The 22,510-nt window shown below is 72.8% G+C and carries 17 protein-coding genes; 7 read left to right on the forward strand and 10 right to left on the reverse strand.

All coding sequences use genetic code 11. The annotated features are described in order from the left end of the window. The first annotated feature begins 120 nt into the window (after positions 1-120). A complete protein-coding gene (locus D8Y23_RS08230; protein WP_128217672.1) occupies positions 121-1,131 on the forward strand; it encodes an ATP-binding cassette domain-containing protein in 1,011 nt (336 codons plus the stop codon). Beyond that, on the forward strand, positions 1,128-1,931 hold the full coding sequence (locus D8Y23_RS08235; protein ID WP_128217673.1) for an ABC transporter permease: 804 nt from the start codon (positions 1,128-1,130) through the stop codon (positions 1,929-1,931). The genes D8Y23_RS08230 and D8Y23_RS08235 overlap by 4 nt, the downstream gene beginning before the upstream one ends. Here the strand turns inward: D8Y23_RS08235 and D8Y23_RS08240 are convergent. Next, positions 1,928-4,753 (reverse strand): ATP-binding protein, encoded by a 2,826-nt coding sequence (locus D8Y23_RS08240; RefSeq protein WP_128217674.1) that lies wholly within the window; start codon positions 4,751-4,753, stop codon positions 1,928-1,930. The two genes, D8Y23_RS08235 and D8Y23_RS08240, sit on opposite strands and share 4 nt — an antisense overlap. Before the next feature lie 163 nt (positions 4,754-4,916). Further along, complete coding sequence (locus D8Y23_RS16770) at positions 4,917-5,915, reverse strand: LacI family DNA-binding transcriptional regulator (protein WP_164878178.1); 999 nt, start codon at positions 5,913-5,915, stop codon at positions 4,917-4,919. A 198-nt stretch (positions 5,916-6,113) separates the two neighbouring features. Between D8Y23_RS16770 and D8Y23_RS16775 the strand changes: the two genes are divergently transcribed. From D8Y23_RS16775 to D8Y23_RS08265, 4 genes are read left to right on the forward strand one after another with little or no spacing between them, the layout of a single operon-like run. Next, positions 6,114-7,358, forward strand: coding sequence for an MFS transporter (locus tag D8Y23_RS16775; protein WP_164878179.1), 1,245 nt, complete (start codon positions 6,114-6,116; stop codon positions 7,356-7,358). Then, positions 7,355-8,986 (forward strand): amidohydrolase, encoded by a 1,632-nt coding sequence (locus tag D8Y23_RS08255; RefSeq protein ID WP_128217677.1) that lies wholly within the window; start codon positions 7,355-7,357, stop codon positions 8,984-8,986. The genes D8Y23_RS16775 and D8Y23_RS08255 overlap by 4 nt, the downstream gene beginning before the upstream one ends. Before the next feature lie 33 nt (positions 8,987-9,019). Continuing rightward, complete coding sequence (locus tag D8Y23_RS08260; protein ID WP_128217678.1) at positions 9,020-10,054, forward strand: agmatine deiminase family protein; 1,035 nt, start codon at positions 9,020-9,022, stop codon at positions 10,052-10,054. Further along, the gene (locus D8Y23_RS08265; protein ID WP_128217679.1) at positions 10,051-11,742 is read left to right on the forward strand and encodes an amidase; all 1,692 of its coding nucleotides are present in this window, start codon (positions 10,051-10,053) and stop codon (positions 11,740-11,742) included. The genes D8Y23_RS08260 and D8Y23_RS08265 overlap by 4 nt, the downstream gene beginning before the upstream one ends. A gap of 301 nt (positions 11,743-12,043) precedes the next feature. On the opposite strand, the gene D8Y23_RS08270 is transcribed toward D8Y23_RS08265, so the two are convergent. Continuing rightward, the gene (locus D8Y23_RS08270) at positions 12,044-13,213 is read right to left on the reverse strand and encodes a Fic family protein (protein ID WP_128217680.1); all 1,170 of its coding nucleotides are present in this window, start codon (positions 13,211-13,213) and stop codon (positions 12,044-12,046) included. Positions 13,214-13,459: 246 nt separating this feature from the next. On the opposite strand from D8Y23_RS08270, the gene D8Y23_RS08275 reads away from it, so the two are divergent. Then, positions 13,460-13,642, forward strand: coding sequence for a hypothetical protein (locus D8Y23_RS08275; RefSeq protein ID WP_128217681.1), 183 nt, complete (start codon positions 13,460-13,462; stop codon positions 13,640-13,642). Positions 13,643-13,734: 92 nt separating this feature from the next. On the opposite strand, the gene D8Y23_RS08280 is transcribed toward D8Y23_RS08275, so the two are convergent. From D8Y23_RS08280 to D8Y23_RS08310, 7 genes are read right to left on the reverse strand one after another with little or no spacing between them, the layout of a single operon-like run. Then, entirely contained in the window at positions 13,735-14,097 is a 363-nt protein-coding gene (locus D8Y23_RS08280) for a hypothetical protein (protein WP_128217682.1), read from the reverse strand. Beyond that, positions 14,087-18,247 carry a type VII secretion protein EccCa gene (eccCa, locus tag D8Y23_RS08285; protein WP_240663836.1) on the reverse strand — a complete coding sequence of 1,387 codons (4,161 nt, stop codon included), beginning with the start codon at positions 18,245-18,247 and terminating at the stop codon, positions 14,087-14,089. The genes D8Y23_RS08280 and eccCa overlap by 11 nt, the downstream gene beginning before the upstream one ends. Further along, entirely contained in the window at positions 18,244-19,038 is a 795-nt protein-coding gene (locus tag D8Y23_RS08290) for a hypothetical protein (RefSeq protein WP_128217683.1), read from the reverse strand. The genes eccCa and D8Y23_RS08290 overlap by 4 nt, the downstream gene beginning before the upstream one ends. Further along, on the reverse strand, positions 19,035-20,372 hold the full coding sequence (locus D8Y23_RS08295) for an EsaB/YukD family protein (RefSeq protein ID WP_128217684.1): 1,338 nt from the start codon (positions 20,370-20,372) through the stop codon (positions 19,035-19,037). The genes D8Y23_RS08290 and D8Y23_RS08295 overlap by 4 nt, the downstream gene beginning before the upstream one ends. After that, on the reverse strand, positions 20,369-20,632 hold the full coding sequence (locus D8Y23_RS08300) for a hypothetical protein (protein WP_128217685.1): 264 nt from the start codon (positions 20,630-20,632) through the stop codon (positions 20,369-20,371). Before D8Y23_RS08300 ends, D8Y23_RS08295 begins: the two co-directional genes overlap by 4 nt. Then, positions 20,632-21,705 (reverse strand): DUF6177 family protein, encoded by a 1,074-nt coding sequence (locus tag D8Y23_RS08305; protein WP_128217686.1) that lies wholly within the window; start codon positions 21,703-21,705, stop codon positions 20,632-20,634. The genes D8Y23_RS08300 and D8Y23_RS08305 overlap by 1 nt, the downstream gene beginning before the upstream one ends. Continuing rightward, the gene (locus tag D8Y23_RS08310) at positions 21,702-22,475 is read right to left on the reverse strand and encodes an FHA domain-containing protein (protein ID WP_128217687.1); all 774 of its coding nucleotides are present in this window, start codon (positions 22,473-22,475) and stop codon (positions 21,702-21,704) included. The genes D8Y23_RS08305 and D8Y23_RS08310 overlap by 4 nt, the downstream gene beginning before the upstream one ends. Between the last annotated feature and the right edge of the window lie 35 nt (positions 22,476-22,510).

Genomic DNA, 22,510 nt, shown 5'->3' on the forward strand with positions numbered 1-22,510 from the left:
GCCACTTCTGTCGCCCCGGGGCCACCTGCGACCACCCCCCCCGCCACCGTGACAGCGCCGTGACAGCACCACCCTCGCCGTGACAGCGGCGCGACAGCACCCCCGGCGCATCCTGTCGTCATGACCACCTCATCCACCCGCGTTCCCGCGGTACGAGCCGAAGGGCTCGTCAAGACGTTCGGCTCGAACAGGGCCGTCGACGGCGTCGACCTCGTCGTCGAAGCCGGGACCGTCTACGGCGTTCTCGGCCCCAACGGTGCCGGCAAGACCACCACGATCAGCATGCTCACGACGCTGCTGCGTCCCGACGGCGGGCGGGCCGAGATCTTCGGCCACGACGTCGTCAAGGAAGCGCACGTCGTCCGACAGCTCATCGGCCTGACGGGGCAGTTCGCGTCGGTCGACGAAAAGCTCTCGGCCACCGAGAACCTCATGATCTTCGGCCGGCTCCTCGGGCTCTCGCGTGCCGACGCCCGCCGCAAGGCGACGGAGCTGCTCGAGGAGTTCGGCCTCACCGAGGCCGCCTCCCGGCCCCTCGCGAAGTTCTCCGGCGGCATGCGCCGTCGCCTCGACCTCGCGGCATCCCTCATCGCCCAGCCGCCGCTCATCTTCCTCGACGAGCCGACGACGGGCCTCGACCCCCGCACCCGCGGGCAGATGTGGGACACGATCCGCCGGCTGGTCGCGACCGGCTCCACGGTCGTGCTCACGACGCAGTACCTCGACGAGGCCGACCAGCTCGCCGACCGCATCGCCGTCATCGACCGCGGACGCGTCGTCGCCGAGGGTACGGCGCTCGAGCTCAAGGCATCCGTCGGTCAGGCGTCGCTCGTGCTGCGCCTGCAGCCGGGCTCCGACCTCGAGGTCGCTCGCGCCACCATCGGACGGGTCCTGGATGCCACGGCCATCGTGTCTCCCGAGGCGGCGCGCCTCACGGTGCCGATGTCCGACCCGGACGAGGTCACCGATCTGCTCGTCGCGTTCCGCGCGGCGGGCGTGCACCTGAGCGAGTTCAGCGTGCAGCAGCCGACCCTCGACGAGGTCTTCCTCACCCTCACCGGCAGCGGAGTGCCGGCCGACGACGACGCGGCGCGCGAGAGCGCCGACGACCTGGAAGGAGTCCGCGCATGACCGCCCTGACTCTCGAGCGCGACCTGCCCCGCACCGCGGGGCTCGGCCAGACGCTCCGCAACACCCTCACGATGGCCTGGCGCGGACTGCTGAAGATCCGCCGCACGCCCGAGCAGCTCATCGACGTCACGGTGCAGCCAATTCTGTTCACGCTGATGTTCACGTACATCTTCGGCGGCGCGATCGCCGGCGACGTCGCGAGCTATCTGCCGATCATCATCCCCGGCATCCTCGTCCAGACCGTCATCACGACCTCGGTCGTGACGGGCGTGCAGCTGCGCGAAGACATGGACAAGGGCGTGTTCGACCGGTTCCGGTCGCTGCCGATCGCCCGCATCGCCCCGCTCTCGGGAGCGCTGCTGGCCGACACCGTGCGGTATGCGATCGCCACGACGCTGACCTTCACGATGGGGTTCATCATGGGCTTCCGGCCCGAAGGCGGCCTCGGAGCGGTCGTTCTCGCCGGCCTCCTGGTCATCGTCTGCTCGTGGGCGATCAGCTGGATCTTCGCGTTCTTCGGCGTGATCGCGCGGACCGCGTCGAGCGTGCAGGGCGTGTCGATCCTCATCCTGTTCCCGCTGACGTTCCTCTCGAACGCCTTCGTCCCCTCGAACACGATGCCGTCGTGGCTGCAGTGGTTCGTCGACATCAACCCGGTGTCGCACCTGGTCACTGCGGTCCGCGACCTCGTGAACTCGGGAACGCTGGGCTCCGACGCTCTCGTCTCGCTCATCGGTGCGGCAGTGATCGTGGCGGTCTTCGCCCCGCTCACGGTCCGCGCCTACATGCGGAAGGCCTAGTCGAGCAGGGCCGCGAGCACGTCGGCATCCACTTCTCCGAGAGGGATGCCGGGCGCGGATGCCGGAACCTCTCCGGCATCCGCGCCGAGGCGTTCCCCGACCCACCGCCGGAAGGGGTCGCGCTCGTCGGCGGCACCGCGGACGGCCTCGGCTCGGGCGAGCGCCTCGCGCGCGACCTCAGGTCGGCCCGCGGCGGCGTTCCATCCCGCGACGGCGACAAGCACGGAAGCGACGATCGGATGGTCGCGCGAGCGGACGGCGAGGGGCAGGGCTTCGCGCAGCGCGGCCCGGGCGTCGTCGCGACGGCCGAGCAGCAGCAGCGCCTCCGCGCGTTGCGCTCCCGCCCAGGCCGTGATCTGTTCGGGGAATCCGGGCTCCGGGCTGATCCGGTCGGCGTGGGCCAGCGCGGCCGCTCCGTCGCCCGCGGCGATCTCCACCTGTGTCGCGGCCATGCGCGCCTGGGTCACGGCGCGGACGGAACCGTCGGCGGCGGCGACCGTCCCGATGTCGGCGGTGCGGGTGCGTGCCTCGTCGAGTCTGCCGAGCCGCAGCAGGATACCGATGGCCTGGGTCCGCTGCTGCAGCAGGTCGGACACCGACGACAGGCCTGCGACGACGTCGAGGGCCCGGTCGGTCACCTCAAGCGCCTCGTCGAGACGGCCGGCGAGCATGAGCCACTCCGCCCGGAGCTGGCTGGCGATCCCGATGCCCCAGGGGTCGCCCACCTCGGTGAACATCCGGAGCGCTCGCTCGCTCTCGCTCCCGAGCGCGGTCGTGTCGCCGGCGTTCGCCGCGGCGCCGGCCCGCAGCACCCGGAGGGTCGCTCTCGACCACAGCGGGGCGGCGTCGATCTCGGTGTCGGCGACATCGACGTGCCACGTGCGCCCGGCGCCGTCGGCCTCGAGGATCGTCTCGGCCAGGCGCAGCAGGGGAGCAACGAGCACGCTCACCTCGGACGGATGCCGGAGGGCGGCGGCCTCGATCTCGAGGCGACGCGCGGCGAAGGCCGCGGGATCGGCCCGCGCCACGGTCCCGGCCTCGGGGAACGACGCCGAGAACAGAGCCAGCGCCTCGATCACCACCCCCGGCTCGTCGTCGAGCGGCGCGTGCGGGTCGGCGAACACCGCCAGAGCCGGGCGCAGCTGCTCGACGCGTTCGCGCACCGCCCACGCCCACAGCAGCGCCCGCAGCAGGCGCCGACCCGCGCGGCGGTCCTGACCGACCGAGCGCGTGCGCAGTGCCGCCGACAGGTTCTCCTCGTTGGCGTCGAACCACTCCAGCCCGGCGCGCAGTCCCGGCCCGCGCATCGTGCTCTCGCGCTCCGCCGCGAGAGTCGTGAGCACGTCGGCCGCGCGCTCGCGAAACGCGGTCTCGGCTCCCTCGGCGCGGAGCCGGTCGAGCCCGTACTCGCGGACGGTCTCAAGCAGCCGGAAGCGGCCGTCCCGTCGGACGAGCAGCGACCGGTCGACGAGGGCGTCGAACACGGCGGCATCCACCGCGAACGCGCCCGCGACGGCGCGGACGTCTCCGCTGCCGATCCCGTCGGGGAACACCGACGCGGCCCGGAGGGCCACCCGCTCGGCATCGGTGAGGGTGTCCCAGCTCCAGTCGATCAGCGCCCGCAGGGTGCGGTGCCGGTCGGGGCTCAGGCGCGGACCGTGAGCGAGAAGCGCGAAGCGGTCGCCGAGGCCCGCGTCGATCTCGGCGAGCGTCAGCGTGCGGGCGCGCGCGGCGGCGAGCTCGATCGCGAGGGGGAGGCCGTCGAGGCGCTGGACGATGCTCTCGGCCGTGGACTGCTCCTCGGCGGACGGCGGGGTCCCCCGTGCGGAGCGCACCCGTCGCGCGAACAGCTCGTCGGCGTCGAGGGCCGGCAGGGGGCCGAGATCGACGAACGCCTCTCCGACGACACCGAGGGGTTCGCGGCTCGTCGCGAGGATCCGCAACCCGGGCGTGCTGAGCAGGAGGGCGTGGGCGACCTCGGCGGCTTCGAGGATCACGTGCTCGCAGTTGTCGAGCAGTACGACGACGTCACGCCCGGCGACGGCGTCGAGGACGCGCTCGCGGGGTGTCGCCGGTGCGACGGCGGACGTCTCGTTCAACCGGATGCCGTGCCCCACCGCGCCCGCGAGAGCCGCCCACACTTCGCCCGACGCGGCCGGGGCGAGCTCGACGATCAGGGCGTCGGGGGCGCCGCGCACGGTCTCGAGGGCGAGCGTGGTCTTGCCGGCGCCGCCGGGGCCGATGATCGTGACCAGCCGATCGGTGGCGAGCCTTTCCCGGATGGCATCCAGTTCGTCGGCGCGCCCGACCAGGCCCGCGATCGCCGCGGGGACCCTCGGCGTCTCCGGAAGGGGCGCGGGCGCTGCGGCGACGAGACGCTCGGCGTGGCCGCGGTCCTGCCACAGGTCGCGCACGAGCCAGTCGAAGCCGTCGTGCGGGATCCACGGGTCGCCGACCCACAGTTCGGGGGCGTCGCGGGCGAGTGCCGAGTCGCCGCGCTGGCGCGCCGTGGCGACGAGGTCTTGGAAGCGGGTGATGTCGACGGCGTCGCGCGTGACATCGAGGCGGTAGCCGCCGGGGACCGACGCGAGGAGCCCGTCGGGGAGCGTCCGCCGCAGGCGCGAGGCGAGCGACTGCAGGGCGGCGCGCGGGTCGTCGGGGGCGTCCGAGGGCCACACGTCGTCGGCGAGGGCGCGGTAGCCCACGGTGGTCCCGGCGTCGACGGCGAGGCGCAGCAGCAGAGCCTGCTGTCCGCGCCCGGGGACCGTCCCCTCGTCCGCGCCCCGCGCCACCGAGAGGCCGCCGAAGAACCGCACCTTCACGCTGTTCACTCTAGGTCGCGACCCGCAGCGCGCATCCCCCCGCCCCGTCCCGCGCTCGATCGCCGAGACTGCATCTCACTGACAAGTCCATTGCAGCCTGCAGCGGGTTTGTCAGGCGCGTGCAGTCTCGGCGACCGGGCGCGGCCGCGAGCGCCGACGCGCGTCAGGCGCGGGAGGTGCTCGCCCGCACGACGAGACGCGGTTCGGTCACGCGGACGCGGTCGGCGGGGCCATCGGCATCCCACACCTCCGCCAGCAGGTCCACGCAGGCCGCACCGAAGTCGCGGGGCTCGAGGTCGAACGCCGTCACGCTCGGGGTGAGCAGGGCGTGCATCGGCTCGTCGACGTAGGCGGCGAGCAGCAGGTCGTCGCCGACCCGGCGTCCGGCGCGGGCGGCGGAGTCGAGTGCGGGAGCCGCGGAACCGCTCGGCACGAGGACGAGGGCGTCGACGTCTTCGGTGGCGAGCACATCGTCGACGGCACCGGCGACCTCATCGGCGGTCGGGACGAACGCGATGCGCCGGGAGATCGGGATGCCGCCGTGCCTGGCGACCCAGGCGGTGTAAGCGCCGGTGATGTCGCGGCTCCAGGCGGTGCCGTCGGGCGGCAGCACCGCGGCGATGCGGTGCGCGCCGGCCGCGGCGAGGTGATCGAGCAGGCCCGTGAGGGCTGCCGTGTGGTCGGAGACGACGCTCGCGCGGACCCGGTCGTCGCCGCCGAGGACGTGCTCGCCGCTCACGACGGGCCGTCCCGTGTCGAGGATCGCGCGGATGCCGGCATCCTCGGTCGTGGCATCGACGACGACGTACCCGTCGACGAAGGCCGTGGGGGCGGTGACGTCGTCGGGTTCCCGGTGGGGCAGGAGGATGACGGAGAGGCCGCGACGGTCGGCGGCATCCACGACTCCGAAGGCGAACTCGGTGTAGTACGGCAGCCTGGTCGACCCGGGCGGCAGGTACAGGCCGACGGCGCCGTACCGGGCCGTACGGAGGCTGCGCGCCGGGACGTTGACGGTGTAGTTCAGCTCGCGGGCGACGGCGAGGACCCGGTCGCGTGTCTCGGGCGAGACCCCCGGTTTGTCGCGCAGGGCGAAGGAGGCCGCCGCGATCGACACACCGGCGGACGCGGCCACGTCGTGGAGCGTCGGCTTTCGGGGGGTCACGTGTGCCGACGCTACCCGACGGTTCGACCGGGTCTTGCGCCGATCGGAACTTAAACGTTTAATGTCCCTGAAACACCATCGACGCCGGAACCGAAACACTCGGTCCGTAGCCTCGGCCTCATCCGGTCGCGATCGACGACGATTCCGACCGGGGCCCACCCCGCACCGCCGGCCCGCCGGCGCTCCCGAAAGGTCTCCGTGTCTTCCACCACCCGCGACACCGCCGCCGTCGCCGCCACAGGCTCGACCCGCGTTCCACTGCGCCTTCCCACCGCGAGCTCGACGTTCATCGTCGGCATCGCCGGGTACCTCGGCGTCAACCTCTCGCCGTACATGATCATCGCCGTGCAGGAGGGGCTGGGCGCCGACGTGCTCACCGCGAGCTGGCTCGTCACCGGTGCCCTGCTGCTCACCGCCCTCACGGGCCTCGCTGTGGCCCCGCTGTGCGCCGGGCGCTCGCGCCGAACGGTCGCTCGCGCGGGTCTGCTGCTCGCCGTCGCCGGCTTCGGACTCGCCGCTCTCGTCCCGGTTCTGCTCCTCCCGGGTCTCCTCGTCGGTGGGGTCGGCGCGGGTGGGGCGGTCGCCGCCTCGGGCGCCGCGATCGCGGCGTTCCGCAATCCCGACCGGGTCGCCGGCTTCTACGGCCTGGCCAACCGCGGCATCATCACCGTCGTCCTCGCGGTCGTGCCGATGATCGGGCTCGCCCCGATCGACGTGTTCGGGTCGATGGCGGTGTTCAGCCTCGTCGCTCTCGTGCTCGTGATGTGGCTGCCCGGCGCTCCCGCCGCCCCGGTGCACGCCGAAGCCGCCGTGCGCCAGGAATCGTCGGCGGCGACGCGGCGCTCCGCGGTGAAGCCCTCGCGCACCGTGACGATCGCGGGGTTCACCCTGCTCGTCGTCTTCGCCCTCTGGGCCGCGAGCGAGGACTCGCTGTGGGCGATGGTCGGGGTCATGGGCGCCGACCAGGCCGGGCTCACCCCCGAGGGCCTCGGCTTCGCGCTCTCCGGGGCTACGGCGGGCGGCCTGCTCGCCTCGATCGGACTCATGATCGTCGGTGACCGCCTGGGCCGTGGCATCCCGCTCATCGTGCTGCTCGTGATCGGCGGCATCCTGAAGATCGTCCAGGGCACGATCTCCGACCCCACGCTCTTCGTCGTCGTCTTCATCGTCTGGAACACCGTCTACGCGCTGGTCTTCGCCTTCTTCATCTCGACGTCGGCCGCCCTCGACGTCGACGGACGCTGGTCGGGCCCGCTCCTGGCCACCTACCTCGTCGGCTCTGCGCTGACCCCCGTGATCGGTGCCAACCTCGTCGCGGCGCTCGGCTACCAGGGCTTCACGATCACCCTCGCGATCGCGAGCTTCGCGCTCGCCGTCCCGGCGGGCATCGTCGGGCTCCTCTCGCGGCGCCTCGAGCGTCAGGCGGCGGAGGTGGCCGCATGACCCGCACGCTCTACCGCGGCGGGCGTATCTTCACCGCCGATCCCGATCCCGACGCGCAGTGGACGGATGCCGTGACCCTCGACGGCGAGACGATCGCCGCCGTGGGAGCCGAGGCCCTCGCGCTCGACGTCGACGCGACCGTCGACCTCGACGGAGCGCTCCTGTTGCCCGGTTTCACCGATGCCCACACTCATCTCCTGATGATGGGCGCCTCGCTCGGTCAGGTCGCCCTCACGGACGCGCGGACGCTCGACGGCATCCAGGATCTTCTGCGCGAGGCGCGCGCCGCCGATCCCGACGCCCCCGTGGTGCGCGGCCGGGGCTGGCTGTTCGATTCCGTGCCGGGTGGAGCCCCGACCGCGGCGATGATCGACGCCGTCGTCGCCGACGTGCCGGTGTACCTGGATGCCAACGACTACCACTCCTGCTGGGTGAACACCGCCGCTCTGTCCGAGCTCGGCATCACCCGCGACACCCCCGATCCGCTCGGCGGGGCGATCGGCCGCGACGAGCACGGCGAACCCAACGGCATGCTGTTCGAGACGGCGGCGGTGCAGTACGCCTGGGGCCAGCGCGATGCCTCGATGACTGATGCCGACCGCGACGAGGCCGTGGAACGGGTGCTCGCTGCGTACGCCGCCGCCGGCGTCACGGGCGTGGTCGACATGGCGTTCGACGAGCACGCGCTCGCCGCGATCGAGCGGGCGGTCGCCCGGCACGGCGGGAGTCTGCCGCTGCGGGTCGCGGCGCACTGGCTCGTCGAGAACACCGGCGACCTCGACCGCAACCTGGCGCAGCTCGATCGTGTGGTCGAGCTGGCCCGCCGCCCGGCGTCACCCTGGCTGCGGGTGGTGGGCATCAAGCTCATCCTCGACGGCGTCATCGACGCGTGCACCGCGGCGATGGGCGCCCCCTACGCCGACGGCTCGAACGCCGAACCCATCTGGCCGCTGCACGATCTCGCGCCGGTCGTGGCGGCCGCCGACGCCGCGGGGCTCCAGATCGCGATGCACGCGATCGGCGACGCCGCCAGCGACGCGGCCCTCACCGCGATCGAGCGGGCGATCGAGGCGAACGGCGACATCCCCCGTCGTCACCGTCTCGAGCACCTCGAGTACGCCGCCCCCGGCACGGCCGAACGCCTGGCGCGGCTGGGGGTCACGGCATCCCTCCAGCCCGTGCACGCCGACCCGGCGATCTTCGCCAACTGGGCCGCGATGCTCGGCGACGAGCGGGTGGAACGGGCGTTCCCGTGGCCCGAGTACGAGCGGGCGGGTGCGCTCGTGGCGTTCTCGACCGACGCTCCCACCGCCCCCTACGACGCGCTGGCGAACATGTACGTCGCGGCGACGCGGGCCTCGGCCCTCGACCCGTCGGTGCCGGCCGTGCACCCGCAGTACGCCCTTCCGCTCGCGACCGCCATCGGTCACGCGACCCGGGATGCCGCCGCCTCGATCGGCGACGCCGACTGGCGCGGACGCGTCGCGCCCGGTTTCGCCGCCGACCTCGTGGTGATCGACACCGACCCGTTCGTCGAGGGCGCGGCATCCCTCCTCACCGCCCGGGTCAGCGAGACGATCGTCGCCGGCCGCCCCGTCTTCACCCCGACGATCCATGATGTGGTGTGACGGGATGACCGCCCCGACCCCGGAGGAGAACCCATGACCTGGCGGATGCCGAGCGAGACAGCGCCCCACACCCGCACGTGGATGGCGTTCCCCAGCGAGGGTCCGACCCTCGGAGAGACGGATGCCGAGCGCGAGGCGGGCTACGCGGCGTGGACCGCGGTCGCCCACGCCGTCGCCGCCTTCGAGCCGGTGACGATGCTGGTCGACCCGAGCGAGCTCGCCCGTGCCCGCCGGATGCTGTCGAGCGAGATCGAGATCGTCGAGGCGTCGGTCGACGAGTTCTGGCTGCGCGATTCGGGTCCGACCTTCGTCGTCGACCCCGAGCGACCGGGTGTCCTCGGTGCCGTGGACTGGATCTTCAACGGCTGGGGCGATCACGACTGGTCGGTGTGGGCCAAGGCCGCCGAGCACGCCCGGATCATCGCGGACGCCGTCGGTGCCGAGCTCGTCCCGTCCCTGCTCGTCAACGAGGGCGGCGGCATCCACGTCGACGGCGCGGGCACGGTGCTCCTCACCGAGACCGTGCAGCTCGACCCGCGCCGCAACCGGTACGCGACGCGGGAGCGGGTCGAGGCCGAGATGCTCCGGACGCTCGGCGCCACGCACGCGGTGTGGCTGCCGCGCGGCTTGACCCGCGACTACGGCGACTTCGGCACGAGCGGGCACGTCGACATCGTCGCGACGATGCCGACGCCGGGCACGGTCCTGCTGCACGACCAGCAGAACCCCGCCCACCCTGACCACGCGGTCACGCGCGAGCTGCGCGCCTTCCTCGAGACGCAGACGGATGCCGCGGGCCGCCCGTTCGACATCCGCGAACTGCCCGCGCCGGCCACCGTCCGCGACGCCGACGGCGACACCGACTGGAGCTACGTGAACCACCTCGTCGTGAACGGCGGCGTCATCGCGTGTGGCTTCGGCGAGGACGAGGCGGATGCCACGGCCCGCGGCATCCTGGAGGAGGTCTACCCCGGTCGCCGTGTCGTGACCGTCGATGCCCGCGAGCTGTTCGCGCGCGGCGGCGGCATCCACTGCATCACCCAGCAGCAGCCCGAGGTGACGGCGTGATCGACGTCGTCGAGGCCTCGATCGCCGAGCTCGCCGCCGCTCTGGCCGAGGGCCGCACCACCGCCGTCGAGCTGGTCGAGGCGTACCTCGCGCGCATCGACGCGTACGACGGCCCCGACACCGCGACGAAGCTCAACGCCGTCGTCGTGCGGAACCCCGACGCGCTCGCCGAGGCCGCGGCATCCGATGCCCGCCGCGCCGCGGGTCGGGCGCGCGGGTTGCTCGACGGCATCCCGTACACCGCGAAGGACAGCTACATGGTGCGCGGGCTCACGGTCGCGGCGGGGAGCCCGGCGTTCGCCGACCTCGTCGCGGCGGACGACGCGTTCACGATCGCGCGGCTGCGCGAGGCCGGGGCCATCTGCCTGGGGCTGACGAACATGCCCCCGATGGCGAATGGCGGGATGCAGCGCGGGCTGTACGGCCGGGCCGAGAGTCCGTACAACGCCGACTTCCTGACGTCGGCGTTCGCGTCGGGGTCGTCGAACGGCTCGGGCACGGCGACCGCCGCGTCGTTCGGCGTCTTCGGGCTGGGCGAGGAGACGTGGTCGAGCGGCCGTGCGCCCGCCGCGTGCAACGGACTGTGCGCGTACACGCCGTCGCGCGGCCTGATCTCGGTGCGCGGCAATTGGCCGCTCGTGCCCACGATGGATGTCGTCGTGCCGCACACCCGCTCGATGGCCGACCTGCTCGCGGTGCTCGACGTCATCGTCGCCGATGACCCAGAGACGCGCGGAGATCTCTGGCGCGCGCAGCCGTGGGTGCCGCTGCCCTCGGTGGAGGAGGTGCGGCCGCCGTCGTTCGCCGAGCTCGCCGGCCGACCCTCGCTGCGGGGCAAGCGGATCGGCATCCCGCGTATGTTCCTCGGCGAGGATCCGCTGGCCGGGACCGGCACCCGAGGCGTCGGCGGGCCGACCGGCGAGCGGATCGAGCCGCGGCCGTCGTTGCGCGAGCTGTTCGATGTCGCCCGCGCGGATCTCGAGGCTGCGGGCGCGATCGTGGTCGACTGCGACTTCCCGCTCGTGAGCAATTACGAAGGCGATCGCCCGGGTGCGCCGACGATCACGACCCGCGGTCTGGTGTCGCAGGAGTTCCTGCACCGCGAGATCGTCGACCTGTCGGCGTGGGCGTGGGACGACTTCCTCCGCGCGAACGGCCACCCCGGCCTGGCGTCGGTGGACGGCGCGGCGATCTTCCCGCATCCTGAGGGTGCGCTCCCGGATCGGTACGACGGTTTCGACGACGACATCGCTGAATACCCCGCGCACGTGCGCGAGCACCCGGTGGCGTCGTTCTCCGAGATCCCTGCGCTCGCCGAGGGGGTGCGCGGTCTCGAGGAGACCCGGCGCCGCGATCTGGAGGAGTGGATGGATGCCAACGGCTTCGCCGCCGTGGTCTTCCCGACGCTCACGGACGTGGCACCGGCCGACGCCGACGTGAACGAGGCCTCGGCGGACATCGCGTGGCGGAACGGCGTGTGGGTCGCGACGGGCAACCTCGCGATCCGGCATTGCGGTGTCCCGACGGTGACGGTGCCGCTGGGGACCCTGCCCGACATCGGGATGCCGACCGGCCTGACGTTCGCGGGCCGCGCGTACGACGACGCGGCCCTGCTGTCGATGGCCGCGGCGTTCGAGGCGCTGCGTCCGCGGCGGACGGTGCCGCCGCGGACGCCTGCGCTGGGGTAGAGCGGGGCGGGGGCGGTGCCGTTCGGTGTCGCGTCCGGGCGGCGTCATCGGGGTTTGGGGCGCGATTCGCGCAGCGGGGCATGAATCGTGCGCCCCAAAGCGCGGAATGCGCTCCGATCCCCCTCCCACGCTCCAACTGAAACGCGATTCAGTTGGAGCGTGAACCTATCGGTGTAACCGGATTTGGAGCGCAGCCAGACCGGCCCGGACCATCTGGCGGTCAAAGTCCCGTGGCGTTGTACGGGCGAACCCGCCCGACGTACAAGCGCGCCCATCGCGGAGAACACCGTCGTCGATGGCCTCAGTCCTCGTAGGTCATCGGCATGTCGATGACTTCGAAGATCGCGGGCGCGAACCAGCGTTCGCGTCCGCCCCTGCCGTGTGTGCCCAACGAGCGGAGCCAACCGCGCTTCTCGGCGTTCTTGATGAGCAGGCGCGTTCCCTGGTTGGTCATCTCGAGTTCGTCTTGGACGGACTTGACCGTGACGAAGGGGTTCCGAACGATGATGTCCACGAGACGCGGCAGGTTTGACCGCTCCTTGATCGCCTCCGAGTGGTACCGCTCGCGAATGGAGATCAGCCTGCGAGAGCGGTCGACGGCGTCGTCGGCTTGTGCACGTACGGCCTCGAGGAAGAACGTGAGCCAGCCCTCGATGTCGGCTCTCTCGCGCACGGCTTGGAGCCGCTCGTAGTACTCCTCGCGGTGGGTTTCGAAGTAGTTGGAGAGGTAGAGCAGCGGCAGGGGGAGGCGCTTGCGTTCCATGAGAAGGAGGTTGATGAGTAGCCGGCCGATTCGACCGTTGCCGTCGAGGAACGGGTGGATGGTCTCGAATTGGTAGTGCATGAGGCCGGCCTGGACGAGCGCAGGCAGGGCGCGGCCATCGTCGTTGACGAACCGTTCCCAGTCGGCGAGGAGGTCGCCCAGGTGTTGGGGGAGAGGCGGCACGAACGTAGCGGACACGGGTGTGGCGCCGGCTCTGCCCACCCAGACGGGCGATCGTCGGAACTCCCCGGGTGACTTCTCCTCGCCCCGCACCCCGGCCAGGAGCGTCTCGTGGACCTGGAGAATCAGTCGCTGCGTGATCGGCAACGTTGCCGCCAACGTGTAGGCCTGGTGCGTCGCCTGAAGGTAGCGGTGGACCTCGGCAGTGTCATCGTTGCGTGCGTCCGTGTCGATCTCCGCTTGGAACACTTCGGACAGTGATGCCTGTGTGCCCTCGATCCGAGAGCTCGCGAGCGCCTCGCGCCGAAGGTACGGGCCGATGAGCAGGCTCGGGTCGGTGATGAGCATGCCCAGCCCCTGCAGATGTCCGAGAGCCGCGTCGGCTTCGGAGAGAGCGGAAACTACCCTGCTCGACAGTTCGAGTTGGCGCGGGATGTGTCGGGGAAGGTAGTAGACGAACGCATCCTTCTTGCCGGGCTCACGAGTGGCGTATCCGAACTCGGAGTCGACAAATCGGGTTCCATCCATACGCCCACGCTACAACTAACTGTGGGTTTCAGTTGGAGCGTCGCGATGTGGGTGCAACTCGACTTGGAGCGTGGAGCTCACGCTCCAAGTGACGTGGGTATCAGTTGGAGCGTTGGTCATGCGATTCGACGAATCGCGCTTAGCACCCCCCGGGTCCACCCACGTGACCACCGTGGAGTTGTTCTTGTCGACCTCGGCGAACGCCGACGTGACCCCGGTCGCGACGGGTCGGTTCCCTTCCGCAGGATGCCGTCGACGCCCAGTGCGAGCAGCGTGCCGACGGCGATGCTGGCCGCGGGGACGGTGGTCTCCACGCTTCCCGCGGGGGAGGCGGTTCCGGTGTCGGTCCACGTGCGGCGGTGCATCCCCGCCGCGTCGACGTACGTGACCATGAGGGAGTTGTTCTTGTCCAGCTCGGCGAACGCCTAGGTGACACCCGCGGCGATCGTGTTGCCGCCCTTGCTCCCGAGCCACCCGACGACGTCCCGCCGCGTTCGCGCGGCGAGCCCCGTGGGTGAAGCTCACCCCAGGTGCGTCGCCACACCGCCGCGCGCCGCGGCCGCAGCCTCGAGAAGCCGCACGCCGATGACGCCCTCGGGTTCCCACGTCACGAAGCAGTCCGTCGACCAGCGCGCATCCGGCGCGACCTCCACCGCCCCGTACACCCGCGCCAGCTCCACGGGCGGGGGAGTCAGTCGGGGCCGGAGCACCGTCAGCACGACGCGCTCGGCGACGACCACCTGAGCGGCGGCGCCGTCGTCGAGGGGGCGGATCTCGACCGCGGTCGCCGCGAGTTCCTCGGGAGTCAGCACCGCCGAGATCGCCTCGGCCAGCGCCTCGATGTCGACCGGTTCGCGCGTGAACGCAACGCTGCTACGGGGCACGGTTGTCTCTCCTCCGTCGGGTCAGCGGCTGGTCCTCGCCGCCGGATGCTGCCGCGGGACCCCGCGCGGTGACCACCTCGCGGGTCACGTCGTCAATGTCGTCGCTCGGCGGCGTGGCGGCGGCAGGCGCGGAAGCAGCGCCCGTGGGAGCGACCTCCCGCGTCGTCTCGTCCACGGCGCCCGCGTCATCGGCATCCACCGAAGGCACCGCCTCCGCCGGCGCGCCGACCCCCGAAGCACCCGCGTCTTCACCTTCGCCGGCGACGAAGTTCGCCACCTGCACGAGGGTCGGACGTTCGCCGCGACGGGCCAGGCGACCGCGGCCGGCGATCATCGGCTCGGCGTACAGCTTGGGCAGCAGCGCGCCCTCGGAGCGGTCGCCCGACATGATCAGCGCGGTGCCACCGGTGTCGCGGATGCCCTGCAGCGCCACGTCGAACATCGCCCGTGACGCACCGGCGACCGGACGGCTCACCACGACGTTCAGGCGCAGGTCGCGCGCCGACGCGAGGTACGGCAGCAGGGGGCGCAGCGGCTCGGTGCCGCCCGCGGCGAGGATGTCGAAGTCGTCCGCGATCACGAGGATCCGCGGACCCGCGTCGCGGTCGTTCGCGCGCTTCTCCAGCTCGACGGCGATCGACTCGGCCAGCAGCCGCGCCTGCCGACCCGACGTCGCGTGGCCGCCGAGGTAGGCATCCGGAACCTCGGATGCCAGCTCCCCGCGCGCGTCCATGAGGGCGACGACGAGCTCCTCGGCCGAGTGCCGGTCGATCGCGCCCTGCACGATGCCGCGCAGCAGTGTCGTCTTGCCGCAGCGGCTGTCGCCGAGCACGAGCAGGTGCGGGTCGCGCGTGACGAGGTCGAGCGACACCGGCTGCATCGTGTCCTGACGCAGGCCCAGGGGCACGGCATCCGGTTCGTCGATCGCGTCGGGCAGCTCGGACGGCGACAGCACCTCGGGCAGCAGGCGGATGGGCGCCGCGCCCTGACCGCCCCAGCGGGCCGCGCTCTCGCGGGCCAGCTGCTCGAGCGCCTCGCCGGTGTCGCCGTCGTCGACCTCTTCGAGCAGCGGCAGCGCGATCTGCGCGAACAGCTTCTCGTCGGTCAGCACGCGGCCGGGTTCGTCGGCGCGGAGCGTCTGCGAGAGCTTCCGCGCGATCTGCGAGTCCGCCGGGTCGTTGAGCTTCAGCTCGAGGCGCGTGCCGATGAGTCCCTGCAGGTTCATGCGGAGCTCGTTCCAGCGCGACAGGGCGATGACGACGTGGATGCCGAAGCTACCGCCGCGTTCGAGCAGTTGCGCGAGCGGGGTCTCGAGGTCTTCGAAGTCCTGACGCAGCGCCCCGAGCCCGTCGACGAGCAGCACGACGTCGGCGCTGGGGAGGTCGGGGAGGCGCCCGTCGGCGTGCTGCCGCCGCATGTCGGCGAGCGAGTCGAGGTTCTCATCGCGGAACACGCGCTCGCGCACCGCAAGCATGCCCGTGAGCTCTTCGAGCAGACGCGTGAGCCGCTCGCGGCTGCCGCGGGTCGCGACACCACCGACGTGGGGGAACGGCTCGATGCGGGCGAGGCCGCCGCCCGTGAGGTCCATGCCGTAGATGCTCACCTGGCGCGGCGAGTGCGTGAACGACAGGGATGCCGCGAGCGTGCGCAGGAACATCGAGCGCCCCGACTGCGGAGCTCCGGTGATCGACACGTGACCGCCCGAGCGCGTGAGGTCGAGCATCCACGGCGACTGCGTCTGCTTCGACGGGTCGTCGACGAGGCCCATCGGGGCGCGGAGCGTCCCGGCGCCGTCGGCCTGCGGCAGCACGCCGCCGAGGGTCAGCACGGGCGGGAGCGGCGGCAGCCACACGGGACGCGTGCGGGCGATGCCGCGCGCGAGTCGCGAGGTCGCCGCCTGGACGAGCGTGCGGCCGGTGGTCGGGGTCTCGGGCTCGGCGCTGTCGAGCTGCTCGGCCTCGGGGGAGTCGTCGGGCAGGTCGTACGCGGGCAGTCGCAGGACGGGCGGGGCGTCGTCGTGCCGCGGGCCCGACTCGACCGGATCGGGCACCGGACCCGAGACGTATCCGGCGCGGAAGCGCGTGTAGACCGATGTGTCGACCTTGAGGTACCCGAAGCCGGGGATCGCGGGCAGGTGGAACGCATCGGGGGTGTCGAGCACCACGGCCGACTCCGATTCCGAGAACGTGCGCAGGCCGATTCGATACGACAGGTACGTGTCGAGGCCGCGCAGGCGCCCGCCCTCGATGCGCTGGCTCGACAGCAGCAGGTGGACGCCGATCGATCGGCCGATGCGCCCGATCGTCAGCAGCAGCTCCACGAAGTCGGGCTCCGCGGTCAGCAGTTCACCGAACTCGTCGATCACGAGGAACAGGTGCGGCAGCGCCGGCAGCTCGGGGCGATCGCGCCGCATCTGCCGGTAGTGACCGATGGATGCCGCGTTCCCGGCATCCTTCAACAGGCGCTGTCGACGCACGACCTCGCCCTGGATGCTGGCACGCGCGCGCTCGGTCAGCTGCGGGTCGTCGGCGAGGTTGTCGATGATGCCGGCGACGTGCGGGAGCCGGGAGAACGGCGCGAACGCCGCGCCGCCCTTGTAGTCGACGAGGATCATGCTGAGGTCGTCGGGGGAGTGCGTGAGCGCGAGGCCCAGGATGAGCGTGCGCAGCAGCTCGCTCTTTCCCGAACCGGTCGCGCCGATGCAGATGCCGTGCGGGCCCATGCCGAGCTGCGCGGACTCCTTCAGGTCGAGCAGCACCGGGCCGCCCTGGTCGTCGACGCCGATCGGCACGCGCAGGAACTCGGCGGCGCTGCGCGTGCGCCACACGGCCGAGGTGTCGATGGCATCCACGTCGGCGACGCCGAGCAGCTGCGTCACGTCGGGGGCGAGGGCCGTGCCCGAGTCCTGCGCCGAGGTGCGCGTCAGACGCAGCCCCGCGAGAGGACGCGCGACCACGTCGAGCGCGGCGGGGGTCATCGGGTCGATCCGGATGCCGCTGACCGCCGCCTCGCCCGTGCCCGGGGTCTCCACCGTCGCCGTGCCGTTCTCGACGGTCACGCGGACCGCGACCGAGGTGGGCTCCTTCAAGCGGTCGTCGACGAGGTGCACGACGGTGACGCCCAGTGCAGTCAGGTCGAGCGCGGCATCCAGGCGGGGGACGGGGGACGCGGCGTGATCGGCCTCGTCGACGAAGATGACCAGGCGCCCGGGCTTCGTCTTCCGGCCCGCGCGGCGCGAGGCGGCGGCGGTCGCGACGCGGTCACGCAATTCGTCCCGCAGCAGCGACAGCAGCTCGGACAGGCTCGGCGCGACGCGGCGCGCTGTGACCGCACCGGCGGGCGGAGTGTCGCCGGAGAGGTGGGGCAGCAGGTCGAGGCCGTGCCAGTCGTCGCGCTGGGCGGGGGCGATCGCCGCGGCGATGTGCACGTCGTCGGGGGAGTGGAACGCCGCGATCTGCGCGGCCAGGGCTCGCGCGACGCGGAGGGTGTCGCCGCGTGCGCCCACGATCGACACCTGCCCGCCGCGCTCGAGGTCGACGGTCGCGGGCATGCCCTGCGCGATGCCGGCGAGGCGCACCATGCGCTCGGCGGACTCGCGCATCACCGGGTCGAACGGCTGCACGGGGTTCTGCTCGGGAGGGAGGGCCACCTCGACCGCGCGCAGGTCGCCCGTCCCGATGCGGGCGCGGAGGAAATCGGCATCCCCCGGTCGTCTCTCCCACCGGCGGGCGGGGTCGGCGGCGATCTCGACGAGGGTGCCGGGGGAGGGGTGCAGTGCCAGGGCGGCGGTGCGCTGCGCGTCGGCGGTCTGGCGGACGGCCTCGCGCGTCTCCTCGAGGTAGTCCAGGTAGCGCTCGCGCTGCACGCGGCGCTGACGGGCGGCGTTGCCGCGCTGCGTCAGGGCCATGCCGAGGCCGCCGACGAGCGCGACGACGAGGATGACGGCACCCACCACGACCATGATCGGGTTGTTGCGCAGCAGCACGATCATCGTGATCGACGACAGGCTGCCCACGATCGGCAGCAGCGACTGCAGGGGGAAGCCCGTCGCGCCCTCGCCGATCGGCGGCGGCGGCGCGAGGATCAGGTCGGCCGCGGGCTCGACGGCTTCGCTGATGCGGGCCGGGCGGTGGACGATGCGGACGGTCATGCGGTCCTCCCCGAGGCGGCGACGAGCGCGGCGGCGAGCCGGACGACCGCGAGCAGCGTCGTCGAGCGCCGCGCGTGACCTCCGGCGGCCAGGCCGGGATCGAAGGGCACGGCGATGACGGGATGGTCGGCACCGGTCGCGAGGGCGCGGGCGACGCCATCGCCCTCGCGCGCGTGATCCACCAGCGCCAGCACGACCGACGGCGACTCGGGCAGCCCCGCGATCGCGTCGACCACCGAGCGCGCGTGCTCGGCCGGCGAGCGGCGGGCGTCGCCGACGAGACAGACGACATCGCACAGGGCGGCGCACGCGGCGAGGTCGGCGAGGGGATGCCGTGCCCCGAAGTCCGTGACCGACACGTCGAAGAAGCGGGCGATCGGTGCGGCTTCGCCGAGCCACGCGCCCACGGCGTCGTCGGCGTCGCGCGGGCGCAGCGCCACCACGCGGTCGCGCACCTCGAGGCCGGTGAGCGCCTCCGCCGTCGTCCGGGCCGACGCGCGGGTGTCGTCCGGCGGAACCGCTTCGGCGCCGAGCCGCTCGGCGAGCCCCGGCCTCCCGGGGGACACATCCACGGCGAGCACGGGTTCTGTGCGCCGCGCAGCGACCGCACGGACCAGCTGGTGCGCGACCGTGCTCGTCCCGGCACCCGGCGACAGCGACACCACGCCGATGCGACGTGTCGTCGACAGGCCGCCCCGGATCGCGGCATCCCACGAGGTCAGCTCGACACGCCCGTTCGCCCCGCTGCCGAAGACGGCGGTCGACAGCGCTCGCAGATCGAGCACGGTCATGACTGACCGCCGAACATGCCGAGCAGTTCGGCGTAGATCCCGAGCGTTCCCACCAGCAGCGGGATCAGGGCCACCACCGCGAGCGTCTCGAGCACATTGCCGAGACCCCGCAGGCGCGCGCGGACGTGCGGCCGCGGCCGCACGAGAACCATCGTCGCGATCAGCGCGGCGACGACGACCGCGACGCCCGCGCCGATCCAGCCGAGACCCCCCAGGAGCAGCACCGCGAGTCCCGCCGCGGCGACCGCACCGGCGGCCGCCCACAGCAGCCACCCCTGCCAGCGCAAGGGGAACGCGCGGGTTCGGAGAGCGGCGACGAGGAAGAACGCCAGGGCCAGCAGCTCGGTCCAGATGGTGCCCGACAGCGCGAGCACCACTCCGGTCACGCCGAGGACGGATGCCACGGCCCCCACGCTCCACGTGAGCGACGCGTAAGCCTCGTCGATCGCGGCGAACGCGCGCGGGCGCGCGGGCGGCGACCCCGCGGCGGCGCGCTGGTCGAGGTCGGTCAGACCCGCCGAGGAGAGAGCGATCCAGGGCAGCGGGCCGGTGGCGAATGCGGCGACGACGCCGGTGACGGCCGAGGCCGAGACGGCATCCACCCCCGCGAGCAGCAGCCCGAGCAGCAGCGAGGCGAGCACGGCACCGAGCGCTCCGCCCGCCGCGGCACCGCGCCGTCGGTGCGCCACCCCGACACCGAGCAGGGCGACGGTGGCGGCGGTGGCGAAAGCGGCGGCGATGCCGGCGAGAAGCGCCGAAGGGCTCGAGCCCCACGCTGCGGTGGTCGCACTGCCGACCGGGAGCGCGAGACCCGCGGCGGCAGCGGACACGCACGTCGACAGACGACGCAGTCCGCCGAGCCCGAGGCCCGTCGCGACAGCGACCAGAAGCACAGCGGCCGCGAGGAGGGCGAAGGCCGCGAGCGTCGGTGATGACCACGGCGACAGCCACCCCGCCAGCGCGAACGCCGCGGCGATCCCCGTTCCGCCGGCGATCGTGCGCGCCCGGTCGTCCCAGTGGTCGGGGCGCGCGTCGTGCGCGTCGGCGGCGGCGTCGGTGACGTCGATCACGACGGGCGGCGGGGGCGCGGCATCCAGGCGGACCAGGCGGACCAGTGTTCCGTCGGCGAGGTCGAGCTGCTGCGGGGTGAGGGCGATGTCGATCTGCTCGCCGTCGGGAGCGATGACCGCGAGCGGGCGTGCCACCGTGCCGGCGGTCTCGCCGAGGAGGTCGAGCAGGCGAGGGATCGCCGCGCCCACGGGCTCACCGCTGGGGACGACGACCTCCGCGCGGCGTTCGGATCCCGCGACGGTCAGACGGGTGTAGATGCTCACGGGGTCACGGCTCCGGTGGGGGTCTGGACGGTCGAGGTCGCCTGTTGCGCGGCGCGCTCGGTCAGCAGTTGCGAGACGAACGAGACGCCGACGCAGGCGGCGCACGCGATCGCGGCCACGATGATCGAGCCCATCAGACGCTTCATGTGGTCGTTGACGGTGCGGCGCTCGCCGATGTGGCCGTAGACGAGGGCCGATCCCAGGCGCATGCGCTGGATCTTCGCCTGCTCGATGAGAACGGTGTCGCGCTGGTCGGGCATCAGCGCACTCCCTCCGAGACGCGCAGCTGCGCTCGCACGTGCGGGGCGAGGTTCAGCAGTTCGCCGAGGCGGTCGGGGTCGAGGGTCGACAGGACGTCGTTGAGGCGCCCCCACCCGCCGCCGTCCACGGATCCCAGCGGCAGCATCGCCCCGGGGAGCCGCGGGCTGCCGACCGGCGTGCCGCCGACCTCCTCGACCCAGCGTTTCCCGTCGATGCCGAGCGCGCGGATCCCCACCGGTCCGATCAGCAGCGCGAGCGGTTCGGGCTGGGGGGATGCCGTGGCCCGGCGCGCCAGGTCGGGCGCGCCGATCGCGGCGAACGCGATCCCGATGAGGGGGAGGCCGATGGTCGCGGCACGGGCCAGGAGCTCGCGAGCCTCGGCGGTCGCGGTGGCGCCGGATTCTCGGCCCACCCCCGGCACGGCGGCCCACACGCGCGTCGTCTCCTCCAGACCCTCGCTCGTCCGGCCGACCTGCACGGTCGAAAGGACCGCGCGATCGCCCGCGCCGACCGCGGCCCAGTGGCTGTCGAGGGGGACGCGCCGCCGCGATCGCTCGGTGAGGTCGTCGCGGTCCCACGGCGCGAGCAGCGGCTCGACCGCGCCCCACGCGGTCGGCTCGGCCCCGGTGAACAGGGCGACCGCGGCCTCGGCGACGCCCCCGAGTCGCACCGGGCGCGTGACCCGGTGCCGCGTCGACACGGTCGCCACGACCTGCAGAGTGGATGTCACCTGCGCCCGGACGAAGAGCGGGTGGACGTTGTCCGGGGTCGGCGGCACCGGGTTCAGGGCCTCGGCGGGGGCGTCGATGCGCACGCCCGTGCGCGCGTCATAGAGGCCGTCGGTGCGCGTGCGCACGACCCAGTGCCCCTGGACGGCCGACAGCACCTGCGCGAGCGGCTGGGTCATGCGCGAGAACTCGCTCGACACGATGATCGGACGCAGTCCCTGGCTCGCGGTCTTGTGCAGGAAGTCGCTCATCGCCGTCGTCAAGGCGACGATCGGCGCGCGCGTCTCGGTGCCGGCCCACCCGGGGCCGGCAGCGTCGAGGAGGGGGTGTGCGACGGTGCTCATGCGGCATCCCGGATGGTCAGGGTGCGGTCACCGATCTCGAGGACGACATCGGTGGGCACGGGCGTGCGTTGGTGAGGAAGAAGAGGGGTCGAGGCGCCCGCCCCGCGGACGAAGGTGCCGTTCGTCGAGCCCAGGTCGGTGACCCACACCTGGCGGCCGTCCCACTCGAGGCGGACGTGCGATTTCGACAGCGTGCGCGACATATCGGCCCAGCGGTACACCTCGGCGGGGGCATCGGCCGGCGCGGAGGGGTCGCGCCCCAGGACGAGCGCGGTGTCGAGGGTGAGGCGCTCGCCCGAATCGAGGAGCAGCGTCGGCACCATGCCGCGACGCGCGCGGCCCGGGTTCGCATCGGGCGCGGTCTCCGGGAACTGGAACGCCGCGATCGCCGGGGCGAACGGATCGCGGCCGCCGCGGAGGTCGAACATGGCGAGCTTGCCGGATGCCAGTGCCCACAACGCCGACCCGCCCGCGGCCGCACCGGTTGTCCGGCGCACGATACGCGCGTCGACGGTCGCCGCGCCGAGGGTGCGGCCGGTGCGTCCGAGGAGCCAGACAGCGACGGCGAAGAGCGCGAGCGCGGCGACGACCAGCAGCCAGCCGAGCGCCGGCGGACCGGCCGCGATGACGACGATTCCCGCCGCCAGCACCGCCACGGGCATGACGACATCCAGCGCCACGGCCCCGACGATCTGGCCCCCGCGGGCACGCTCGGTGAACACGAGCGGATCGACGTCGGCCAGGCGCAACGAATCGTGCGTGCTCGTCATCGGGCCCCCTCCCTCGACCTTCCACCCTATGCGGG

Source organism: Microbacterium enclense (genome assembly GCF_004022425.1).
GTDB lineage: Bacteria > Actinomycetota > Actinomycetes > Actinomycetales > Microbacteriaceae > Microbacterium > Microbacterium enclense_A.

Coding starts and splice junctions, on each gene's coding strand:
- D8Y23_RS08305 (WP_128217686.1), bottom strand. CDS start 21,705: ATGAGCACCGTCGCACACCCCCTCCTCGACGCTGCCGGCCCCGGGTGG.
- D8Y23_RS08235 (WP_128217673.1), top strand. CDS start 1,128: ATGACCGCCCTGACTCTCGAGCGCGACCTGCCCCGCACCGCGGGGCTC.
- eccCa (WP_240663836.1), bottom strand. CDS start 18,247: ATGACCGTCCGCATCGTCCACCGCCCGGCCCGCATCAGCGAAGCCGTC.
- D8Y23_RS08310 (WP_128217687.1), bottom strand. CDS start 22,475: ATGACGAGCACGCACGATTCGTTGCGCCTGGCCGACGTCGATCCGCTC.
- D8Y23_RS08275 (WP_128217681.1), top strand. CDS start 13,460: ATGCCGTCGACGCCCAGTGCGAGCAGCGTGCCGACGGCGATGCTGGCC.
- D8Y23_RS08255 (WP_128217677.1), top strand. CDS start 7,355: ATGACCCGCACGCTCTACCGCGGCGGGCGTATCTTCACCGCCGATCCC.
- D8Y23_RS08290 (WP_128217683.1), bottom strand. CDS start 19,038: ATGACCGTGCTCGATCTGCGAGCGCTGTCGACCGCCGTCTTCGGCAGC.
- D8Y23_RS08270 (WP_128217680.1), bottom strand. CDS start 13,213: ATGGATGGAACCCGATTTGTCGACTCCGAGTTCGGATACGCCACTCGT.
- D8Y23_RS08230 (WP_128217672.1), top strand. CDS start 121: ATGACCACCTCATCCACCCGCGTTCCCGCGGTACGAGCCGAAGGGCTC.
- D8Y23_RS08300 (WP_128217685.1), bottom strand. CDS start 20,632: ATGCCCGACCAGCGCGACACCGTTCTCATCGAGCAGGCGAAGATCCAG.
- D8Y23_RS08260 (WP_128217678.1), top strand. CDS start 9,020: ATGACCTGGCGGATGCCGAGCGAGACAGCGCCCCACACCCGCACGTGG.